The 17,834-nt window shown below is 73.7% G+C and carries 14 protein-coding genes and 1 pseudogene; 4 read left to right on the top strand and 11 right to left on the bottom strand.

The genetic code is table 11. The features are described 5' to 3' along the window. From E0D90_RS13390 to E0D90_RS13370, 5 genes and pseudogenes are all read right to left on the bottom strand, one after another. Positions 1-951 (bottom strand): annotated as a pseudogene (locus E0D90_RS13390) (hypothetical protein); the annotation flags it as partial. Positions 952-1,096: 145 nt separating this feature from the next. Then, entirely contained in the window at positions 1,097-1,993 is an 897-nt protein-coding gene (locus E0D90_RS13385; protein ID WP_103500672.1) for an FAD binding domain-containing protein, read from the bottom strand. 466 nt (positions 1,994-2,459) lie between these two features. Continuing rightward, on the bottom strand, positions 2,460-4,166 hold the full coding sequence (locus E0D90_RS13380; protein WP_130798263.1) for a beta-N-acetylhexosaminidase: 1,707 nt from the start codon (positions 4,164-4,166) through the stop codon (positions 2,460-2,462). A gap of 137 nt (positions 4,167-4,303) precedes the next feature. Continuing rightward, a complete protein-coding gene (locus tag E0D90_RS13375) occupies positions 4,304-4,603 on the bottom strand; it encodes a DUF3039 domain-containing protein (protein WP_170214968.1) in 300 nt (99 codons plus the stop codon). Between the two features lie 11 nt (positions 4,604-4,614). Further along, positions 4,615-5,169, bottom strand: coding sequence for a YqgE/AlgH family protein (locus E0D90_RS13370; protein WP_130798261.1), 555 nt, complete (start codon positions 5,167-5,169; stop codon positions 4,615-4,617). A 258-nt stretch (positions 5,170-5,427) separates the two neighbouring features. On the opposite strand from E0D90_RS13370, the gene murA reads away from it, so the two are divergent. Then, the gene (gene murA, locus E0D90_RS13365) at positions 5,428-6,756 is read left to right on the top strand and encodes a UDP-N-acetylglucosamine 1-carboxyvinyltransferase (RefSeq protein WP_130798259.1); all 1,329 of its coding nucleotides are present in this window, start codon (positions 5,428-5,430) and stop codon (positions 6,754-6,756) included. 187 nt (positions 6,757-6,943) lie between these two features. Here murA and E0D90_RS13360 read toward each other — a convergent pair whose 3' ends face one another. Both E0D90_RS13360 and E0D90_RS13355 read right to left on the bottom strand, forming a co-directional pair. Next, positions 6,944-7,225, bottom strand: a complete 282-nt coding sequence (locus E0D90_RS13360) for an HU family DNA-binding protein (protein WP_103500676.1) — start codon at positions 7,223-7,225, stop codon at positions 6,944-6,946. A 440-nt stretch (positions 7,226-7,665) separates the two neighbouring features. Next, entirely contained in the window at positions 7,666-9,078 is a 1,413-nt protein-coding gene (locus E0D90_RS13355; protein WP_103502747.1) for an NAD-dependent malic enzyme, read from the bottom strand. Between the two features lie 582 nt (positions 9,079-9,660). Between E0D90_RS13355 and E0D90_RS13350 the strand changes: the two genes are divergently transcribed. Then, entirely contained in the window at positions 9,661-9,981 is a 321-nt protein-coding gene (locus tag E0D90_RS13350) for a WhiB family transcriptional regulator (RefSeq protein WP_103502748.1), read from the top strand. A 398-nt stretch (positions 9,982-10,379) separates the two neighbouring features. Here the strand turns inward: E0D90_RS13350 and E0D90_RS13345 are convergent, their stop codons facing one another. The 4 genes from E0D90_RS13345 to E0D90_RS26595 form a co-directional block, all read right to left on the bottom strand. Beyond that, a complete protein-coding gene (locus E0D90_RS13345; RefSeq protein ID WP_227870199.1) occupies positions 10,380-12,734 on the bottom strand; it encodes a HelD family protein in 2,355 nt (784 codons plus the stop codon). 346 nt (positions 12,735-13,080) lie between these two features. Continuing rightward, on the bottom strand, positions 13,081-14,073 hold the full coding sequence (locus tag E0D90_RS13340; protein WP_103502749.1) for a DUF1015 family protein: 993 nt from the start codon (positions 14,071-14,073) through the stop codon (positions 13,081-13,083). Then, positions 14,063-15,322: an ATP-grasp domain-containing protein gene (locus E0D90_RS13335; RefSeq protein ID WP_130798257.1), complete on the bottom strand. Its 1,260-nt coding sequence runs from the start codon at positions 15,320-15,322 to the stop codon at positions 14,063-14,065. The genes E0D90_RS13340 and E0D90_RS13335 overlap by 11 nt, the downstream gene beginning before the upstream one ends. Before the next feature lie 85 nt (positions 15,323-15,407). After that, positions 15,408-15,545, bottom strand: a complete 138-nt coding sequence (locus tag E0D90_RS26595; RefSeq protein ID WP_157996862.1) for a hypothetical protein — start codon at positions 15,543-15,545, stop codon at positions 15,408-15,410. Between the two features lie 155 nt (positions 15,546-15,700). Between E0D90_RS26595 and E0D90_RS13330 the strand changes: the two genes are divergently transcribed. Then, complete coding sequence (locus tag E0D90_RS13330; protein ID WP_227870198.1) at positions 15,701-16,681, top strand: helix-turn-helix transcriptional regulator; 981 nt, start codon at positions 15,701-15,703, stop codon at positions 16,679-16,681. 68 nt (positions 16,682-16,749) lie between these two features. Continuing rightward, entirely contained in the window at positions 16,750-17,733 is a 984-nt protein-coding gene (locus E0D90_RS13325; protein ID WP_227870197.1) for a helix-turn-helix transcriptional regulator, read from the top strand. Positions 17,734-17,834: the final 101 nt, after the last annotated feature.

The following is a 17,834-nucleotide window of genomic DNA, read 5'->3' as shown; positions in this document are numbered from 1 at the left end:
GGACTCGGGGTGGGCGGGCGGTGCGAGGGCCCCGGCGTCGGCCTGTGCCGGGATCGGCGCCTGCACGTGCTCCCACGGGTGGGTGGTGCCCGCGTGGGAGTCGGTCCGCGGGTCGCCGAACTCGTCCGGCCCCGTGGACGGAGCGGTGCCGGACGTGGACGTGCCCGGCGCGAGAGGCCCTCCGGTGTACCGGCCGGACGCGTCGAAGTCGCCGGAGTGCACCGCCGGCGCGGCGGGAGCGGCCCGGCCCGGGACGCCCGCGTCCTGCACGAACGGGGTCGGCACCAGCGAGGGGTCGGCGGGCAGATGACCGGTGGCGGGCGGCGCGCCGCCACCGGGCGGGATCATCGCCCCGGCACGCTCCGGCGGTACGACCTCGTCAATGCCGAGGTCCACGGCCGGGCCCGAGGGCGGGTCCGCGACCGGGTCGGCGACCACCGGCGGCTGGTGCGTGCCCTGCGGCGGCAACGGCACCCCGCCACCGGAGGTGTCACCCGCCGGGCCGCCGCCCAGGGGGCGGCGGCGGATGCGTCCCTGATGCGCGCCGGCCAGCGCGGCGGCGGCGTTCTGTGTCGTGGTGGCCGGCTCACCGCCGGCCGGCGGCGCGGGCGCCGGGTCGTAGACGGGGGCGGGCGGCTGCCCCGTCCCGAACGGCAGCTCCCAGGAGCCCGTGGACGACGGGTCACCGGCGGCCGGTGCCGGGGTCACCGCGGAGGGGCCACCGGGCGGGAAGGGGCCCGCGGCCGTTCCGATCTCCGGCGGCCGGTAGCCGTGGCCCGGGGCGGCCAGCGGGTCGCCGGGGCCCTGGGCCTGCGTCAGTTCCTCCGGCAGCTGCACGAAGGCGGTGGCGTCGTTGTCGTACTCTCCGCCCCAACTGGTGCCGGGCGCCGGGGCGTCCGGATAGCGCGGGTCGGTGTCGTGGCCTTCCGGCCAGTGCCGCTGGTCGTTCACCGTGCCTCCCCGGGGGCCCCCGGCCGGTGGCCGTGCCCGGTGGTGTCGTCGTACCGGGCGGCCTCGTCGCGCCCGCGCCCCGCCGGACGTGCCGCCGGTCGTCCGCCGGCCGTCACCCGCCTGCCGGCGGTCGCTGCACGTGCGTTCACGACAGAGCCCTTCCCAGTGCGCGCCGCGCGAGCGCGGCCACCGTACGCCGCAGATGGATCAGGCCCGGGGAGAGCGCGGCGATCTCGCCGGTCCCGGGGTCGGGCTCCGGGTCGGGGATGCAGGTCATCGCGACGTAGTCCCCGAACGCGGTGAGCGCCTCCGGGTGCACCGTGCGCGCGCCGTCCCAGTCGACCAGCGAGGAGATCCACTGCTCGGCCTCCAGCGGGCGCAACGGCACCGGTGCGATGGCACCGACCGCGCAGCGCACCTCGCGGTGCGCCGGGTCGAGCGCCACACAGACCGAGGCGACGGCCCGGCCGGGGCCGGTGCGCCCGGTCGCCTTGAGGAAGGTCTGCGGCGCGTGCAGCAGCGGCACCCGGGCGTAGGCGAGGAGTTCACCGGGGCTCAGCTGTTCCCGGCCGACCAGCAGGTCGCTGACCGGGACGTCACGGCGGGCACCCCCGGGGCCGGCGATCACCAGGCTCGCCTCCAGCGCGGCGAGCACGGGGAGGGTGTCGCCGGTGGGCGAGCCGCTGATGATGTTGCCGCCCAGGGTCCCGGCGTTCATGATCTGCGGGGGGCCGGCGGTCCGCGCGGCCGCGGCCAGCCCGGGCATCAGCGCGGCGAAGTCCGGCCGCCCCATGCGGGCGTGGGTCAGACAGGCGCCGAGCAGGGCGTGGCCGTCGCGGTACTCCCAGCCGCGCAGTTCGGCGACCCGGCCGAGGCCGACGAGGGCGGTGGGGCGCAGCAGGCCGCCGTTGACCGCCGCCATCAGGTCTGTTCCGCCGGCGACGGGGACGGCGGCGGGTTCCGCCGCCAGGGCGTCGACCGCCTCGTCGAGCGTCGCCGGGAGCGCCACCGGCTGCGCCGTGTGCGGTGCGTGCGTGCTCAAGTCCGGACGCCCCTTCCCCGGTCGTCTTGGCCGTTGGCCGTACGCTACGTGCTCGCGGCCCGGAAGTGGCAACTCTGGCATATCTTCCGCCACCGCAGAGCCCGGGGTTCACCCGTCGCCCGGAAGCCCGTGGGGGCGCGCACCGCGCTCGCGCACGCACGGGCCCGCGATGCCCCGGCGGAGGGGCGCGAGGGGCGGCGTTCGGCGGGTCCGACAGGGCCGCCACGCCAAGGAGGAGACGGCCGCGCGTCCCTGACGGAGCGACCTGTCGCGCGCGATCGCGAGCCCTCGCGGACCGGCCCGGACGGGCGTGGTGCGGGCAGCCGATGACGTGCGCCGGGCGCACCACGCGCTCCGCCCGCGCGCATCCAGGGCGCACGGGCGGGGAGTCCGCTCCCCCGACCCGCACGCGGGCGGCCGGACGAGGACGGACAGGCGACGGACGACGGACGGCCGACGACGGAACTCAGCGCGCCGGCGGCTCGCCCTCCAGCGGACGGCCCAGCGAACCCTCGACCCCCTCCGGAAGCACCGAGCGCTGCCACAGGTGGGGGCCGCCCGGCGGCCGGTACTCGACGCCGAGCGCGTCCAGCCGCGCGTAGTGGTCCTCCATCCGCCGGTCGAAGGCGGCGGTGTCGCGGTCGGCGGGCGGCGGCAGCTGCGACCAGACGACCTCGGCGAAGGCGGAGAGCCGGGGGAACGCCTGGTAGTCGGCACGGCGCCGGTCGTGCACGACCTCGGTCCACAGGTTGGCCTGGGCGCCGAGCACATGGCGTTCCGCGTCGGTGCCGGCCAGCTCCGGCGGTACGGGCTCGAACCGGTAGACGTCGTGCAGCGTGCGGACGTAGCCGATCGGGAAGGGCTCGTCGCCGTCGGCCTGGCGGTGGTCGAAGTACACCTGCTGCTCCGGGCACATCACCACGTCGTGCCCGGCGCGGGCGGCCGCGACGCCGCCCGAGTAGCCGCGCCACGAGGAGACGGCGGCACCGGGGGCCAGCCCGGCGGAGCCCTCGTCCAGACCGCCTTCGAGGATCTCGTCCCAGCCGATGAGGCGGCGCCCGCGCTCGGCGAGCCAGCGGGAGAAATGGCCGATGATCCACGGCTGGAGGCTCTCGGTACCGTCCAGGCCCAGCTCCGCCACACGGGCCTGCGCCGCCTGTGACCGCTTCCACTGGTCACGGGGGCACTCGTCGCCCCCGAGGTGCACGAACTCGGCGGGGAACAGCTCCAGCAGCTCGGTCAGGACGTCCTCGTAGAACCGCAGCGTGTACTCGCTGGGGGCCAGGACCCGGGGGCTGATGCCCCAGTCGGTCCAGACGTCGATGCCGTTGCCGTCGGCGATGTCGGTGTTGCCCAGTTCCGGGTAGGCGGCGATGGCGGCCTGGGAGTGGCCGGGGATGTCGATCTCGGGGACGACGGTGATGTTGCGGTCGGCCGCGTAGGCGACGATCTCGCGGATGTCGTCCTGGGTGTAGTAGCCGCCGTGCGGCTGCTCGTTCCACAGCGGCGACGCCCGGTGGCCGAACCGGCTGCGGGGCCGCCAGGCGCCTTCCTGGGTGAGACGCGGGTGGCGCTTGATCTCGACGCGCCAGCCCTGGTCGTCGGTGAGGTGGAAGTGGAAGACGTTGAGCTTGTGCGCGGCGAGCAGGTCGAGATAACGGAGCACGCCGTCCTTGGGCATGAAGTGGCGCGAGACGTCGAGCATGAAGCCGCGCCAGGCGAACCGGGGCCCGTCCTCGATCTCCCCCGCCGGCAGCTCCCAGCGCGCCCCGGGCAGGGGCGAACGGCGGTAGGCGGCGGGGCCCAGCAGCTGCCGCAGGGTGTGGGTGCCGTGCTGCACGCCGGCGGCGGACCCGGCGGTGATGACCGCCTCGCGGTCGCCGACGGAGAGGCGGTACCCCTCCTCGCCGTCGACCGCGTCCGGATCGATCCGCAGGCGCACCGCGGTGGCCGCCCCCTCCGGCCCGGGGGGCAGCAGGGGGAGCCCGGTCGCGGCGGAGAGTTCCGAGCGCAGCACCCGGGCCACGGTCTCCGTTCCGGGCCCGGCGTCGAGCGCGGTCGAGGCGTCGAGGACGAGTCGCCCGTCGCCGGGGCGGACCGAGCGGGCGGCGGGCAGCAGGGCCGGACCGTGGTCCGGGCCGGGGGCGGGCGCGTCTGCGGCGGAGGTCGTCATGCCGACCATGGTGCCGGGGCCGGTGCGGCGGCGCGAGAGCCGTTGCACCAGGGGCAACGGGGGCGAACCGAACCGGCCCGCCCCGTCCGCACCCAAGGCCGCGCACCGCAGGCCGCGCAGCGGCGGCCCTCAGGCGGCTACTTCTTGTCGCCGCCCTTGCCGCCCTTGCCGTCCTTGCCCTTGCCGAAGGAGCTCATCGACTCGTAGATCTCCTTGCACATGGGACACACGGGGTACTTCTTCGGGTCCCGGCCGGGCACCCAGACCTTGCCGCAGAGCGCGACGACGGGACTGCCGTCGAGCGCGCTGGACATGATCTTGTCCTTCTGGACGTAGTGGGCGTACCGCTCGTGGTCGCCATCGCCATGGGTCGTCTGCGGGGTCGGCTCGACGAGGGTGCCGGTTCCCGCCCCGCGCTCGGGCTCGAGAGTGCTCATGAGCACCAAGCCTAATTGAGCGACGGGTCATCCGGATATGTGGCCAGCATCGCCAGGTTCCCGCCCTGTCTGCGCAGCACCGAGCGCCACAGCGGAGTGGGGTCCTCCACGCAGAGGTCACCGGGCTCGGCGTCCACCACGTACCAGGCGCCCTCCTCCAGTTCCTCCTCCAGCTGCCCGGCGCCCCAGCCCGCGTAGCCGACGAAGACCCGCAGCGACCTCACGGCGTCGGCGAGGACGGCGGGCGGGGCGTCGAGGTCGACGATGCCGATGGCGCCGGAGACGCGGCGCCAGCCGAGCGGGGCGCCACGCGGCACGACGGCGAGGGCGAGAACGGCGTCGAGGGCGACCGGCCCGCCGCTGAAGGCGACCGCCGGCTCACCGGCCAGCGGCGCCCACTTCTCCAGCAGCTCGGACACCGGGGTGTCACCGGGGCGGTTGAGCACCACACCGATCGCGCCGTCCTCGTCGTGCTGGAGCACCAGCACCACGGAACGCCGGAACGACGGGTCCGTCAGCGCGGTGGCGGCGACGAGCAGCCGGCCGGTGGTCGACACATCTGTCATGCGCTCATGATTCCGCATGCGGACCACGGCCGGGAGGCGTCCGCCGGACCTCCGCCCGAAGGGGCGGCGCGGTGTGACACGGCGCACGCGGCCCGCCCCCCGGCCCCGGCCCCGGCGGCCGGGTGACGTGGGCGGGAACCGGTCGGCCGGGTGGCGCGAACGGCCGCTCCTCGCGCGGGGGCACCGGGGTACCGTCCGCTCACCCGTACCATCGGAACGGTCACCTGTCCGTATTCGTCTGCCCAGATCGCGAGTTCCATGACCGACGACGTTCTGCTTGTACACGGAGGCACCCCGATCTCGGGAGAGATCCGGGTTCGCGGCGCCAAGAACCTGGTACCCAAGGCGATGGTCGCCGCCCTGCTCGGGAGCGCGCCGAGTCGGCTGCGCAACGTGCCGGACATCCGTGATGTCCGCGTGGTGCGCGGGCTGCTCCAGCTGCACGGCGTCACCGTGCACAGCGGCGAGGAGCCCGGCGAGCTGGTGATGGACCCCTCCCGCGTGGAGCGGGCGAACGTCGCGGACATCGACGCGCACGCCGGGTCCTCCCGTATCCCGATCCTGCTGTGCGGCCCGCTGCTGCACCGCCTGGGGCACGCGTTCATCCCGGGTCTGGGCGGCTGCGACATCGGCGGCCGGCCGGTCGACTTCCACTTCGACGTGCTGCGCAAGTTCGGCGCCACCATCGAGAAGCGGGCCGACGGCCAGTACCTGGAGGCTCCGCAGCGGCTGCGCGGCTGCAAGATCCGGCTGCCGTACCCGTCGGTCGGCTCCACGGAGCAGGTGCTGCTGACGGCAGTGCTCGCCGAGGGCGTCACGGAGCTGTCCAACGCCGCGGTGGAGCCGGAGATCGAGGACCTCATCTGCGTGCTGCAGAAGATGGGCGCGATCATCTCGCTCGACACCGACCGCACCATCCGCGTGACCGGTGTGGACCGCCTCAACGGCTACACCCACCGCGCGCTGCCCGACCGCCTGGAGGCGGCGTCCTGGGCGAGCGCCGCGCTGGCGACCGGCGGCAGCGTCTACGTCCGCGGCGCCGACCAGCGGTCGATGGTGACCTTCCTCAACACCTACCGCAAGGTCGGCGGCGAGTTCGAGGTCGACGACGACGGCATCAGGTTCTGGCACCCGGGCGGTCCGCTGAAGGCCATCGCGCTGGAGACGGACGTGCACCCCGGCTTCCAGACCGACTGGCAGCAGCCGCTGGTGGTGGCCCTCACCCAGGCGTCCGGCCTGTCGATCGTCCACGAGACGGTCTACGAGTCGCGGCTGGGCTTCACCGAGGCGCTCAACAAGATGGGCGGCCACATCCAGCTGTACCGCGAGTGCCTGGGCGGCACGCCCTGCCGTTTCGGCCAGCGCAACTTCCTGCACTCCGCGGTGGTCTCCGGGCCGACCAAACTGGAGGCGGCGGACCTGGTCATCCCCGACCTGCGGGGCGGCTTCTCCTACCTGATCGCGGCACTCGCCGCGCAGGGCACCTCACGGGTGCACGGGATCGACCTGATCAACCGGGGCTACGAGAACTTCATGGACAAGCTGGAGAGCCTCGGCGCCCGGGTGGAGCGCCCGAACGGCTCCTGAGCCTCCCCCGGGTTCCCGGCGGTCCCGGCGAACCGAACGGCCCGTCCCGCACGCCGGGGCGGGCCGTTCCGCGTCTCCCGGCACCGCTCCGAGGCGGCGCCCGGCAACGCCGATGGGGCGGCCGTCCGTTTCCGGACGGCCGCCCCATCGGTGTGAGACGTCGTGCGCGGCGTGGCCGCGCCGCGCCTTACTTGCCCTTGGCGGCTTCCTTGAGCTTGGAGCCCGCGGAGACCTTGACGCTGTACCCGGCCGGAATCTTGATCGGCTCGCCGGTCTGCGGGTTGCGCGCGGTGCGAGCGGCACGGTGGGTGCGCTCGAAGGTCAGGAAACCGGGGATGGTGACCTTCTCGTCGCCCTTGGCGACAACCTCACCGGTCACCTCGGCCAGCGCCGCCAGAACGGCGTCGGCGTCCTTCCGGGTCACCTCGGCGCGCTCGGACAGAGCGGCTACCAGCTCACTGCGGTTCATAGTTCGTACTCCCGTGTTCTTCTTGCCGATGAGGCGTGAGATCGAAGCCGATGCTGCCAGGGCCCTCGGACACCCCTGGACCCGGGTCTGTCTTCGTGAAGCCCTCGCGCCCGGGTACGCATCCTGCCCCCACCAGGGGCGCGATGGCCAATCCGGCGCCATCTCTGGCCTGCGTGTAACCCTAAAGGGCGGCCGACCGGCGCCCGCAACCCGACGCGCCGCCCCGGGTCACCGGTACGCGGAGTTCGGAGCGCGGCGCCACCCGCCGGACACCGGGGGCGCACGCCGCGTCGCACGGCGTGCGCGCACCCCGGCCGCGCGCCGGAGCCCGGCCAGATCTTCCGTCCGGCACCCTCGTCACGCCCGGCGGGGCGGCCGAGGCCGCCCCGTCGGCGCGCGGACGCGGCCGGCACGCCGGGCGTGACGCGGAACCGCGCCGCTCAGCCCTCCTGGGCCCGCTGCGCGGCCTCGCGGACGGCTCCGGCGACGGCACCGGACACCTTCTCGTTGAAGACGCTGGGAATGACGTAGTTGGGGTTCAGCTCGTCGGCCTGCACCACGTCGGCGAGCGCGCGGGCCGCGGCCAGCATCATCGACTCGTCGACGGTGCGGGACTGGGCGTCGAGCAGACCGCGGAAGACACCCGGGAAGACCAGCACGTTGTTGATCTGGTTCGGGAAGTCGGAACGGCCGGTGGCGACCACGGCGGCGGTCCGGCGAGCCTCCCCCGGGTCGACCTCCGGGTCCGGGTTGGCCAGGGCGAAGACCACCGCGCCGTCGGCCATGGCGGCGACGTCCGAGCCGTCGATCACGTCCGGGGCGGAGACGCCGATGAAGACGTCGGCGCCGACGACGGCCTCCTTGAGGGTGCCGGTGATGCCGTCGGGGTTGGTGTGGTCCGCGATCCAGCGCAGCGGGGTGTCGGCGTCCGCGTCGGCCAGGTCGGCGCGGCCGGCGTGGACGACGCCGTGGATGTCGGCGACGACCGCGTGCTCGACACCGGCGGCCAGCAGGAGCCGCAGGATCGCGGTGCCGGCGGCGCCCGCGCCCGACATCACCACTCGGACGTCGGCCAGTTCCTTGCCCACCACGCGCAGCGCGTTGTGGAGGGCGGCGAGGACGACGATGGCGGTGCCGTGCTGGTCGTCGTGGAAGACGGGGATGTCCAGCGCCTCACGCAGCCGCGCCTCGATCTCGAAGCAGCGGGGCGCGGAGATGTCCTCCAGGTTGATCCCGGCGAAGCCGGGGGCGATGGCCTTGACCACCTCGACGATGGCGTCGGTGTCCTGGGTGTCCAGGCAGAGCGGCCAGGCGTCGATGCCCGCGAACCGCTTGAACAGGGCGGCCTTGCCCTCCATGACCGGCAGGGCGGCCTGCGGGCCGATGTTGCCCAGGCCCAGGACGGCGGAGCCGTCGGTGACCACGGCGACGCTGTTGCGCTTGATGGTCAGCCGGCGGGCGTCCTCGGGGTTGGCCGCGATCTGGGTGCAGACCCGCGCCACTCCGGGCGTGTAGATCATCGAGAGATCGTCACGGTTGCGGATGGGGTGCTTCGAGCTCATCTCGATCTTGCCGCCGAGATGCATCAGGAAGGTACGGTCCGAGACCTTGCCGAGGGTCACGCCCTCGATCTCCCGCAGCTTGCGGACGATCTCGTCGGAGTGGTCGGTCGAGTTCGCCGCGATGGTGACGTCGATGCGCAGCTTCTCGTGGCCGGAAGCGGTGACGTCGAGGCCGGTGACGTGACCGCCGGACGACTCGACCGCGGTGGTGAGCTGGCTGACCGCGGTGCCGCTGGCGGGCACCTCCAGCCGGACTGTCATCGAGTACGAGACGCTGGGCGCCGTTGCCATGCCGACTTCCTTCGCTGTTCCCTGTGGTTCGGGGTGGTGCTCCGGAATCGTCGCACCTACCGGGTGGTACGCGGTAACCGCACCCCTTAGATGAAAGTATCTTTCCACGCTGCGAGAAGTGGGCCGCACCCCGGCCCCGCCGGACAGGTGGTCCATCAGCGCCCACCGGCGCCCACGAGGGGCGCAACCGCCGCGCCGAGCGCCGTTGCTGAAGGCGCGCACGCCCACCCGGAGGCGCACACCAGCGTTGGCCTATGCCATAGGGCTATCGGCCTCTACCCGCTCGTTGACGCTGGCGTCAAGAAAGGACTCACCCGTTGGAGTGAAGTACGACGAGCGGAGCATGTGGCCGATGACGCCCGATTAGCCGGGTCTGAACCGATCCCTCACTCGCCCGAGCACCGGTTTTATCACTCCATCGAGTGACATCCTCGTCGCACCTAGTCCGATCGGATCATTTGAGATTGCACCCAGTGGGGGTGTTGCCACCCGCCTACCTTCCGTAACGTCCTCAACTGGCAAGGGTGAATATGCCACTTGCCGCCGTGGGGGAGCCTCGATTCGGGAGAGGACGGCACCGGCATGAGCTGGGTTGTGGACTGGAACATCAAGGCGGCTTGCCGCACCACCGATCCGGACGAACTGTTCGTCCAGGGAGCCGCGCAGAACCGCGCCAAAGCGGTCTGCACCGGCTGTCCGGTTCGGACGGAGTGTCTGGCCGAAGCACTGGACAGCCGCATGGAGTTCGGCGTCTGGGGCGGTATGACCGAACGGGAGCGGCGCGCACTGCTGCGCCGGCGCCCGACGGTCACGTCCTGGCGCCGGCTGCTGGAGACCGCGAAGACGGAGTACGAGCGGGAACTGCGGCCGGAAGAGGAGGACCGTACGTCCGACGCCGCATGACACGCACGCCCCGAGCCGCGTGAGCAAGGCGCCCGTACCGCACCGTCACACCGGTGCCCGGGATCGCGCCCCATCGCGTCAGCGCGCCCGGACGGCGAAGCGCCCCACGTCCGGGGACGCGGGGCGCTTGAAGTAGGTGGCACCGACCCGCCAGCTCGCCTCGCGGCAAGTGGTCGCTCGTAGCGACGAAGGTTGGGCCCGGGGGCATGGATCGGGCCGGTGCCTCCACCACGGTAACAAAGAGCCGCCGGAGTTTCAGCGGTCGCCCGGAGTTCGCCGGGGCGACCGCTGCCGGAGGGGCCTGCCGGGGGCGCACACTCGCCGGGCACGCCTGCCTCCCGCGCCCAGGATCCGGCGCACCACCGGGGCGGCCCCGGGCGGACCGCGGCCCCGGGCGGTCAGTCCAGGTCGCTGAGCAGCGAGGGCACGCCGTCCGCGTCCGGTTCGTCGCCGGGCCCCGCCACCACGGTGAGCCGCTGGGTGGCACGGGTCAGCGCCACGTAGAGCACGCGCAGCCCGGCCGGGGACTCGTCGGCGATCTCCGCGGGCCGCACCACCAGCGTCGCGTCGTACTCCAGCCCCTTGGCCTCCAGGCTGCCCAGCGCCACCGCGCGCTCCCCGAGCTCGCCGATCCAGTCGCGCGCCTCCGCCCGCCGGGACATGGCGGTCACCACGCCGACGGTGCCCTCGACTTCGGCGAGGAGCCGCCGGGTCTCCTCCCGGACCAGCGCACCCAGACCGCCCGCACGGTCGCCGCCCCCGGCCGCACGGTCGCCGCCACTGCCCGCGCCGTCGCCACCGTCACGCGCGCCGTCCCAGGTGCGGTAGCGGGGTGTCAGCCCGGTGGAGCGGACCGCGCGGGGCGGGCGCGCCGAGGGCATGGCGAGGGCCAGCACCCGGTCGGCCACCTCGGCGACCTCCGCCGGGTTGCGGTAGTTGACGGTCAGCTCGAAACGGCGGCGGGGCCGGGTGCCGAGGGCCGCCGACCGCTCGGCCTCGGCCTCCTCCGGCGCGGTCCAGGAGCTCTGCGCCGGGTCGCCGACGACAGTCCAGGTGGCGCGGCGTCCACGGCGTCCGATCATGCGCCACTGCATGGGGGTGAGGTCCTGCGCCTCGTCGACGATGATGTGCGCGTAGTCCTTCCGGTCGCCCTCCTCCTCGGCCCGGGCGGCACGGGCGGCGGCCCGGTCGGCGTAGGTGGTGACCTCGGCGACCCCGAGCTCGGCGAGGATGTCCTCCTCGGTGGGCGGCTTGGGCCGGGCGGGCGCGCCCAGCAGGCTCCGCAGCTCGTCGAGCAGCGCCACGTCGTGCGCGGACAGCCCCCGGCCGTCGGGGGTGATCCGGCGCAGCGACCGCGCGAGCCTTCGGGCCTCGCCCTGCGGCAGCACCCGGCGCGACCAGCGGCCCAGCCGCCGTTCGTCGGCCATGGCGCGCAGTACCTGGAGCGGGGTGATCTCCGGCCACCACCGCGCCAGGAACTCCTGGAAGGCGTCCTCGTCGGCGACCTCCTCTCCGAAGGCGTCGCGGGCCTCGGCGGCCAGCTGCGGGTCCTCGAACCGGGTGGCGCCGCCGCTGGCGGACCACAGGGCGTCCAGCAGCAGCCGGCGCGCGCGGGGCCGCAGCAGGTTGACGGGGGCGGTGCCGCCGAGGGCGGCTTCCCGGACCTCGCGCAGCCGGGCGGCGTCGATCTCGACGCGGCTGCCCATGGCCACGACGCGGAGGCGTTCGGGCTGGTCGCCGGTCTGCAGCGCGCCGCGCGCCGCCCGGGCGAGCACCCGGGCCATACGGGCCGAACCCTTGATCCGGGCGACGGCCTGTTCGTCGTAGGAGTCGGCCTCGGCACCCTCGACGAGGGAGCCGAGGGCCCGGATCGCGACCTGGCCCTCCTCTCCGAGGGAGGGGAGCACGCCCTCCGTGTAGGAGACGAGCAGGGGCGTGGGGCTGACGACGAGGATGCCGCCGGCGTAGCGGCGCCGGTCCTGGTAGAGCAGGTAGGCGGCGCGGTGCAGCGCGACCGCGGTCTTGCCGGTGCCCGGTCCGCCGCTGACCTCGGTGACGGAGGCGGCGGGGGCGCGGATGACCTCGTCCTGTTCGGCCTGGATGGAGGCCACGATGTCGCGCATGGCGTGTCCGCGGGCCCGGCCGAGGGAGGCCATCAGGGCGCCGTCGCCGACGACGTGGAGTTCCTCGCCGTCGAGTACGGCCTTGAGGCGGGGGCGCAGCAGGTCGTCCTCGACGCTGGTGACGCGGCGGCCCTTGCTGCGGATGACGCGGCGGCGCACCACGCGGCCCGGTGTGACCGGCGTCGCCCGGTAGAACGGCGCGGCGGCCGGCGCCCGCCAGTCGATGACGAGCGGGACGTAGTCGGCGTCGAGGACGCCGATGCGGCCGATGTGCAGGGTCTCGGCGATGTCGGCGACGGGGCTGCCCGCCTCGTCCTCGTGGACGGCGTCGTCGGCCGGCTCGACCGAGGTCTGGGCGCCGTCGGGACCCCGGTGACCGTCCTTGCCGCGCAGCAGGTCGATGCGGCCGAAGAGGAAGTCCTCGAACTCGCTGTTGAGGCGGTTGAGGTGCATCCCGGCCCGGAACACCTGGGCGTCGCGCTCGGCGAGTGCGCCGGGGGTTCCGACCTGCACGCGCTTGGCGGCGTCGTCCATCAGGAACTCGGCCTCGTGGATCTTCTCCTCGAGCCGCCGGTACACGGCGTCCAAGTGACCCTGCTCGCCGCGGATCTCCCACTCCCGGACGTCCAAGGCTCCGGCCCCTTTCCAGTGTCCACTGAGCAGCCGCCAACCGTACACCCACGGCGACGGCGCCGGACCCCTCCGCACTCGGGTGGGCGGGGGGCGGTCACGCTTTCCGGCCACCGCGGACACCAGGGGTGCCGGGGCCGGTGGGGCGGGGCAGCGGACGGCCCGAACGGGCGGCGCGGAAGCGGCACTGAAGCGGCGCGGAAGCGGCACGGAAGCGGCACGGAAAGGGCGCGCGCCGCCCGGCGCGGTGGACACGCCGGGCGACGGCGCCGGTGCCCGCGCGGTACAGCGGGGGGTCCGTACCGCGCGGGAGCCGGTGGGCGGCGGTGGCCGCCGGGTGGGCCGCTCAGCCGAGGTAGGCGAGCAGCTCCGGGATGGGTCCCGGTCCCAGGGTGGTGCTGTTGGGTGGCATCCCGTTGCCGCCGGCCGCGCTGGACCAGATCTGGTTCCAGGTGGGCGCGGGCAGCACCACTCCGATCTGGCCCGGGGGTGGGCGGCTGGTGGTGTAGCCGACGTCCGGCTCCAGCCCCTGCTCGACGCAGAGCAGGGGGATGAGCACGTGGTCGCAGACCGCGGCGTCGAGTTCCGCCCACTCCGAGGGGAGCCAGCGCAGCCGCCGGGCGAGCAGGGCAGGGGAGATCGCGGAGACCTCCCAGCTCTGGCCGTGGCCGGTGAGCAGGAAACTGCCGCGCTGCGGGGGGACGAGGGCGGAGCTGGGTGGGCGCAGCCGCACTCTGGCGAAGCGGCCGGCCGCGGCGACGGCGCGGCGCAGGTCGAGGCCGGCGACGACCCGGTGGGCGGCGCCCAGCCGCAGCGGGTGGCGGGCGTGGTCGACGACGAGCGCGGGCAGCCGTCCGGTCGTCGGGCCGGGGCGGGTGCGGTAGAGGCGGCGGGCCGCCTCCAGCCGGTGGTGGCCGTCGGCGAGGAGGACCGGGCTCAGCGGCGGGGGGACCGTGGTCCAGCGCCGGTCGCAGGCCCACAGCCGCAGTTCGCCGTCGTCCGGGGTGGCGAGCAGCAGGTCCGGCGGGTGCGACATGGTGTCGGTGACGCACTCGTCGAAGGCCCCGAGGTCGGGGGCGGCCAGCAGCAGCGGGTCCCGCACTCCCCCGCGGTCGCGGAGGGTGCGCAGGTGGGAGGCGACGCCGCGTTCGTCCACCTGGGTGTGGCGCAGGACGTGGCCGCTGTCGGGTCCGCGGACATCGAGGGAGCCGACGATGCCGCGCTGGCCCACCGTGCCGTACTCGTCGCGGCGTTCCAGGACGTAGGAGGGGATGAGGAGTTCGTCTCGTGGTCTGGGCGTGCTCGGCAGGGCCGGTGGGGACAGCAGGTCAGACGGCACTGAGCTCCTCTTCTTTCGAGGAGCCTTCGCTGGAGGAAGTGGCCCGGGCCGGGATCAGCCGGTCTTCGGCCGCGCGCAGCGCCCGGGCCACCTCCTGCGGGGTGGCCCCGGTGGCAGTGATGACGCCATGCCCGGCAACCCGGCTGGTGGCCGCCGGAGCATGACTGCCTAGGGGTGCACCCAGCTCCACCGAGACCACTCCTGGCACGGCGCGGGCGTCGGCTGCGCGTTCCGCGTCGTGCAGGGTCTGGAGTGTCAGGGGCAGCAGCCGGGCTGCGGCGTGCTGGTCCCTGGCGGCGGGCTTGGGCTCGGGGAGGTCGAGGGTGGTGGCGATCGCGAGCTGGTAGCGGTCGACACCGGTGGCGAGGGTGAGGAGTTCGCTGATGCGGTCCCCGCCGGGGTGGGCGTGGGACTCGATGAGCGCGGGTCCGCGCTCGGTGAGGACCACCTCGGTGTGGGAGGGTCCGCTGCGCTGGCCGGCGGCGTTGAGCGTGGCCTCCACCAGCTTGTGGATCTTCGACAGGGCACGCTTGCCGAGGTCGGCAGGCAGCTCGTATCCGATGTCGCCGCACTCGGGCGCACCGGTGGTGTGCTTGCGGGCGACGGCGAGCACGGTGTGCTTGCCGCGCGCGGAGTGTGTCTCCACGCAGTACTCGGGGCCGTCGAGGTACTCCTCGACGATGAACGCGGGCTCCGGTGCCAGCTGCCGGGCCAGGGTGTGTGCCTCCGCCGCGTCGTGCAGCTTGTGGACTTCCTGGCCACCCGAGCCGGTGCGGGGCTTGACCACACAGGGGAAGCCGACTCGTTCGGCAGCCGGCACCAGAGCCGCGGCCCGGTCACACCTCTCGAACCGCACGGGGGTTGCGGCGAGCTGGTTGACCCGGTCGCGGAGCGCCGCCTTGTCGGTGAGGTACGCGACGGCCGCGTGGGGGTTGCCCGGGAGGCCGAGGGCCTCGTTCGCGCGGGCAGCGGCCAGGGCGCTGGTCTCCCCGAACCCGAACACGGCCGCGCGCGGCCGGTTCGCACCTCGTAGCGGGGAGTCCGCGAAGTGACTGAGGACGCCGAGCAGGCGCGGATGGTCCGTCCAGTCGACGGCGATGGCGTCGTCGGCGGAAAGGGCGGCCTCGCGCACGGCCGGGTCCGTCAGGTCCGCCGCCAGTACCAGGCTGCGCGCGCCCACGGCCCGGACCGCGCGAACGACGGCGGGCGAGGGGCTCAGCAGTACGGCGGTCTGGTGACTGGGGGTCATGGGACCACCTCCTGACTGTTTTCGCGCAGGCTGGTTCTGACGTGGGGGCGTGATGTGGGGGAATTACTGCTAAAAAGGACGAGGTTCAGTCCCAGTAGTTGGCCGGCTGGACCGGCGCTGAGGCGACACCCTCGTTGTCCCAGTAGTTGTCAGCGTTCGCCGTGCCGGCAAGGGCGAGAACGGCGAACAGCGCTGCCGTCGCGCTGATGACTATCTTCTTCACGGTGACTCCCGCATCCACATATATCGTCAGGCTTGGGGACCCTGCTGATGTCGATGCTTGCCGAAAGCACCAGGTGTAGTCGAGGGAGTTGCCTTGGCGTCATACTGCCTGGCAGGTTGACGCCAGCAGCCGATGCTCTCGCGCAAGGACGAAACGTGCAGGAATCCGATGAAATCGACTCGGTGGCCACGCAGGTCTACCGAGGACGTGTGATCCACCCCACGGACTCGGTGGAGCATCTGGCCAAGCGCCTTGCTATCACACCCGGGCAGGTCACGGAGGCGGAATCGAAACTCTCCGCGCTCGGCCTGATACGGACGTCACCGGGTGGTGGGTGGGTGGCGATCAGCCCGGAGAGCGCCGCGGACGAGCTGCTCGGCCCCGCCGAGCAGGACATACTCCAGAAGCGCATCGCGATGGCGGCGACCCGCGCCCGCCTGCACGCGCTCACCGGGGACTATCTCGAAGCCCGCTCCATGCGGTCCACCCGGAGCAACATCGAGATCATCCAGGGGCTGCACAACATCCGCGCCGTCATCGACGACCTGGCGCGGACCAGCACCCAGTCCATCGATGTCTTCATCCCCGGGAACCTCACCGAGGCGGGTATCCGCGCCGCCGAGCGACTGGACCTGGAGACCCTGGCGCGGGGCGTCCTGCTGCGCACGATGCTCCAGCACAGCGCGCGGAAGAAGCCGGGCGCCGCCCAGTACGCGGCGACCATCACGGCGGCCGGCGCCCAGGTGCGCTCGATCACCTCACTGCCGTCCCGGCTGCTGATCTACGACCGCAACTGCGCGGTGCTGCCGCTGGACCCGGAGGTCACGGCACGGGGCGTGGCACTGGTCCGCGACACGGCGGTGCTGAGCTTCGTGCAGCGGCTCTTCGACCACTACTGGGCGAGGGCTCTGGTGTTCAGCGAGGCGGAGCCGGACTCCGGGCCCGCGCCGACCGGTGTGGACCGTGAGGTGCTGCTGCTGATGGCCTCCGGGAAGAAGAACGAGACCATCGCCCACCAGCTGGGGATGTCCGTCCGGTCCGTCAGCCGTATCGTTTCAGCACTTCTCGAACGCCTCGACGCGGACAGCCGGTTCCAGGCCGGAGTGCGCGCCGCCCAGAACGGCTGGCTGTCGTAGGCCATGCCGCACCGCCCCCGCGACTCCCACGGTTCCCGGACCCGCCGCGGCTTCCGGCGGAGTACCCGGTGAACCACCCCAGCGGCCTCTCCGCCGCCGCCGTGCAGGTCTACCGGCTGCGCGTCACCCATCCCACCGACTCGGTGACCGAGCTGGGCTGCCGGGCCGGGCTGCCCCCTGAGGTCGTCGTCGCCGCCGAGTCCGAGCTGACCAGGCTCGGCCTGCTGCGCACCTCCCCCGCCGGCGGCTGGGTCGCCGTCGGCCCGGAGACCGCCACCGAGGAACTGGTCGCCGCCACCGAGCACGAGATCCTGCAGCTGCAGGTGGCGCTCGGCGCCACCCGCGCCAAGATGCAGGCGCTCTCCGCCCACTACATGGAGGCACGCTCCCTGCGCTCGGCGCGCGGCGACATCGAGACGGTGCGCGGCCTGGACAACATCCGCGCGGTCATCGACGACCTGGCCCGCACGGCCACCACCACCGTCGACACCCTGGCCCCGGGCGGCGGCCAGGGCGAACAGGCGCTCTCCGCCGCCCTCCCCAACGACCTGCGGGTCCTCAGCCGCGGCTGTCAGCTGCGCATCCTCTTCCAGGACAGCGCCCGGCGCCACAAACCCACCGGCCAGTACGTCACCCGGATCACGGCGGCCGGCGCCCAGGCCCGGTGCCTGAGCCATCTGCCGACCCGGATGATCCTCTACGGCGACGACTGCGCCGTGCTGCCGATCGACCACGAACGCACCGGCCTCGGCGTGATCGTCGTCCGCGACGCCTCCGTCCTCGGTTTCCTCCGCTGGCTGTACGACCACCACTGGTCGCAGGCCACCGACTTCTTCGTCGACGAACACGAGTCGCCGCTGGGGCTGAGCAGCGTCGAGGCGGAGATCCTCTCCCAACTGGCGTCCGGGCGGACCAACCCCACCATCAGCGCCGAGCTGGGCATGTCCGAACGCACGGTGGCGCGCATCGTGGCCGGGCTGATGGAACGGCTCGGCGCCGGCAGCCGCTTCGAGGCGGGCGTGCGCGCCGTCCAGCTCGGCTGGGTGAGCTGACGCCCACCGGCACCGCCCCGGCGCCGCCACGCGGCCCGCACGGGGCGCACAGGGCGCGTGGCGGCGCCGGGGCGGTGCCGGTGGGCGTCAGCTCACCCAGC

The sequence above is a fragment of the Streptomyces otsuchiensis genome (assembly GCF_004305975.1).
GTDB classification, from domain to species: Bacteria; Actinomycetota; Actinomycetes; order Streptomycetales; family Streptomycetaceae; genus Streptomyces; species Streptomyces otsuchiensis.
This window is presented reverse-complemented; position numbering and strand designations above follow the sequence as displayed.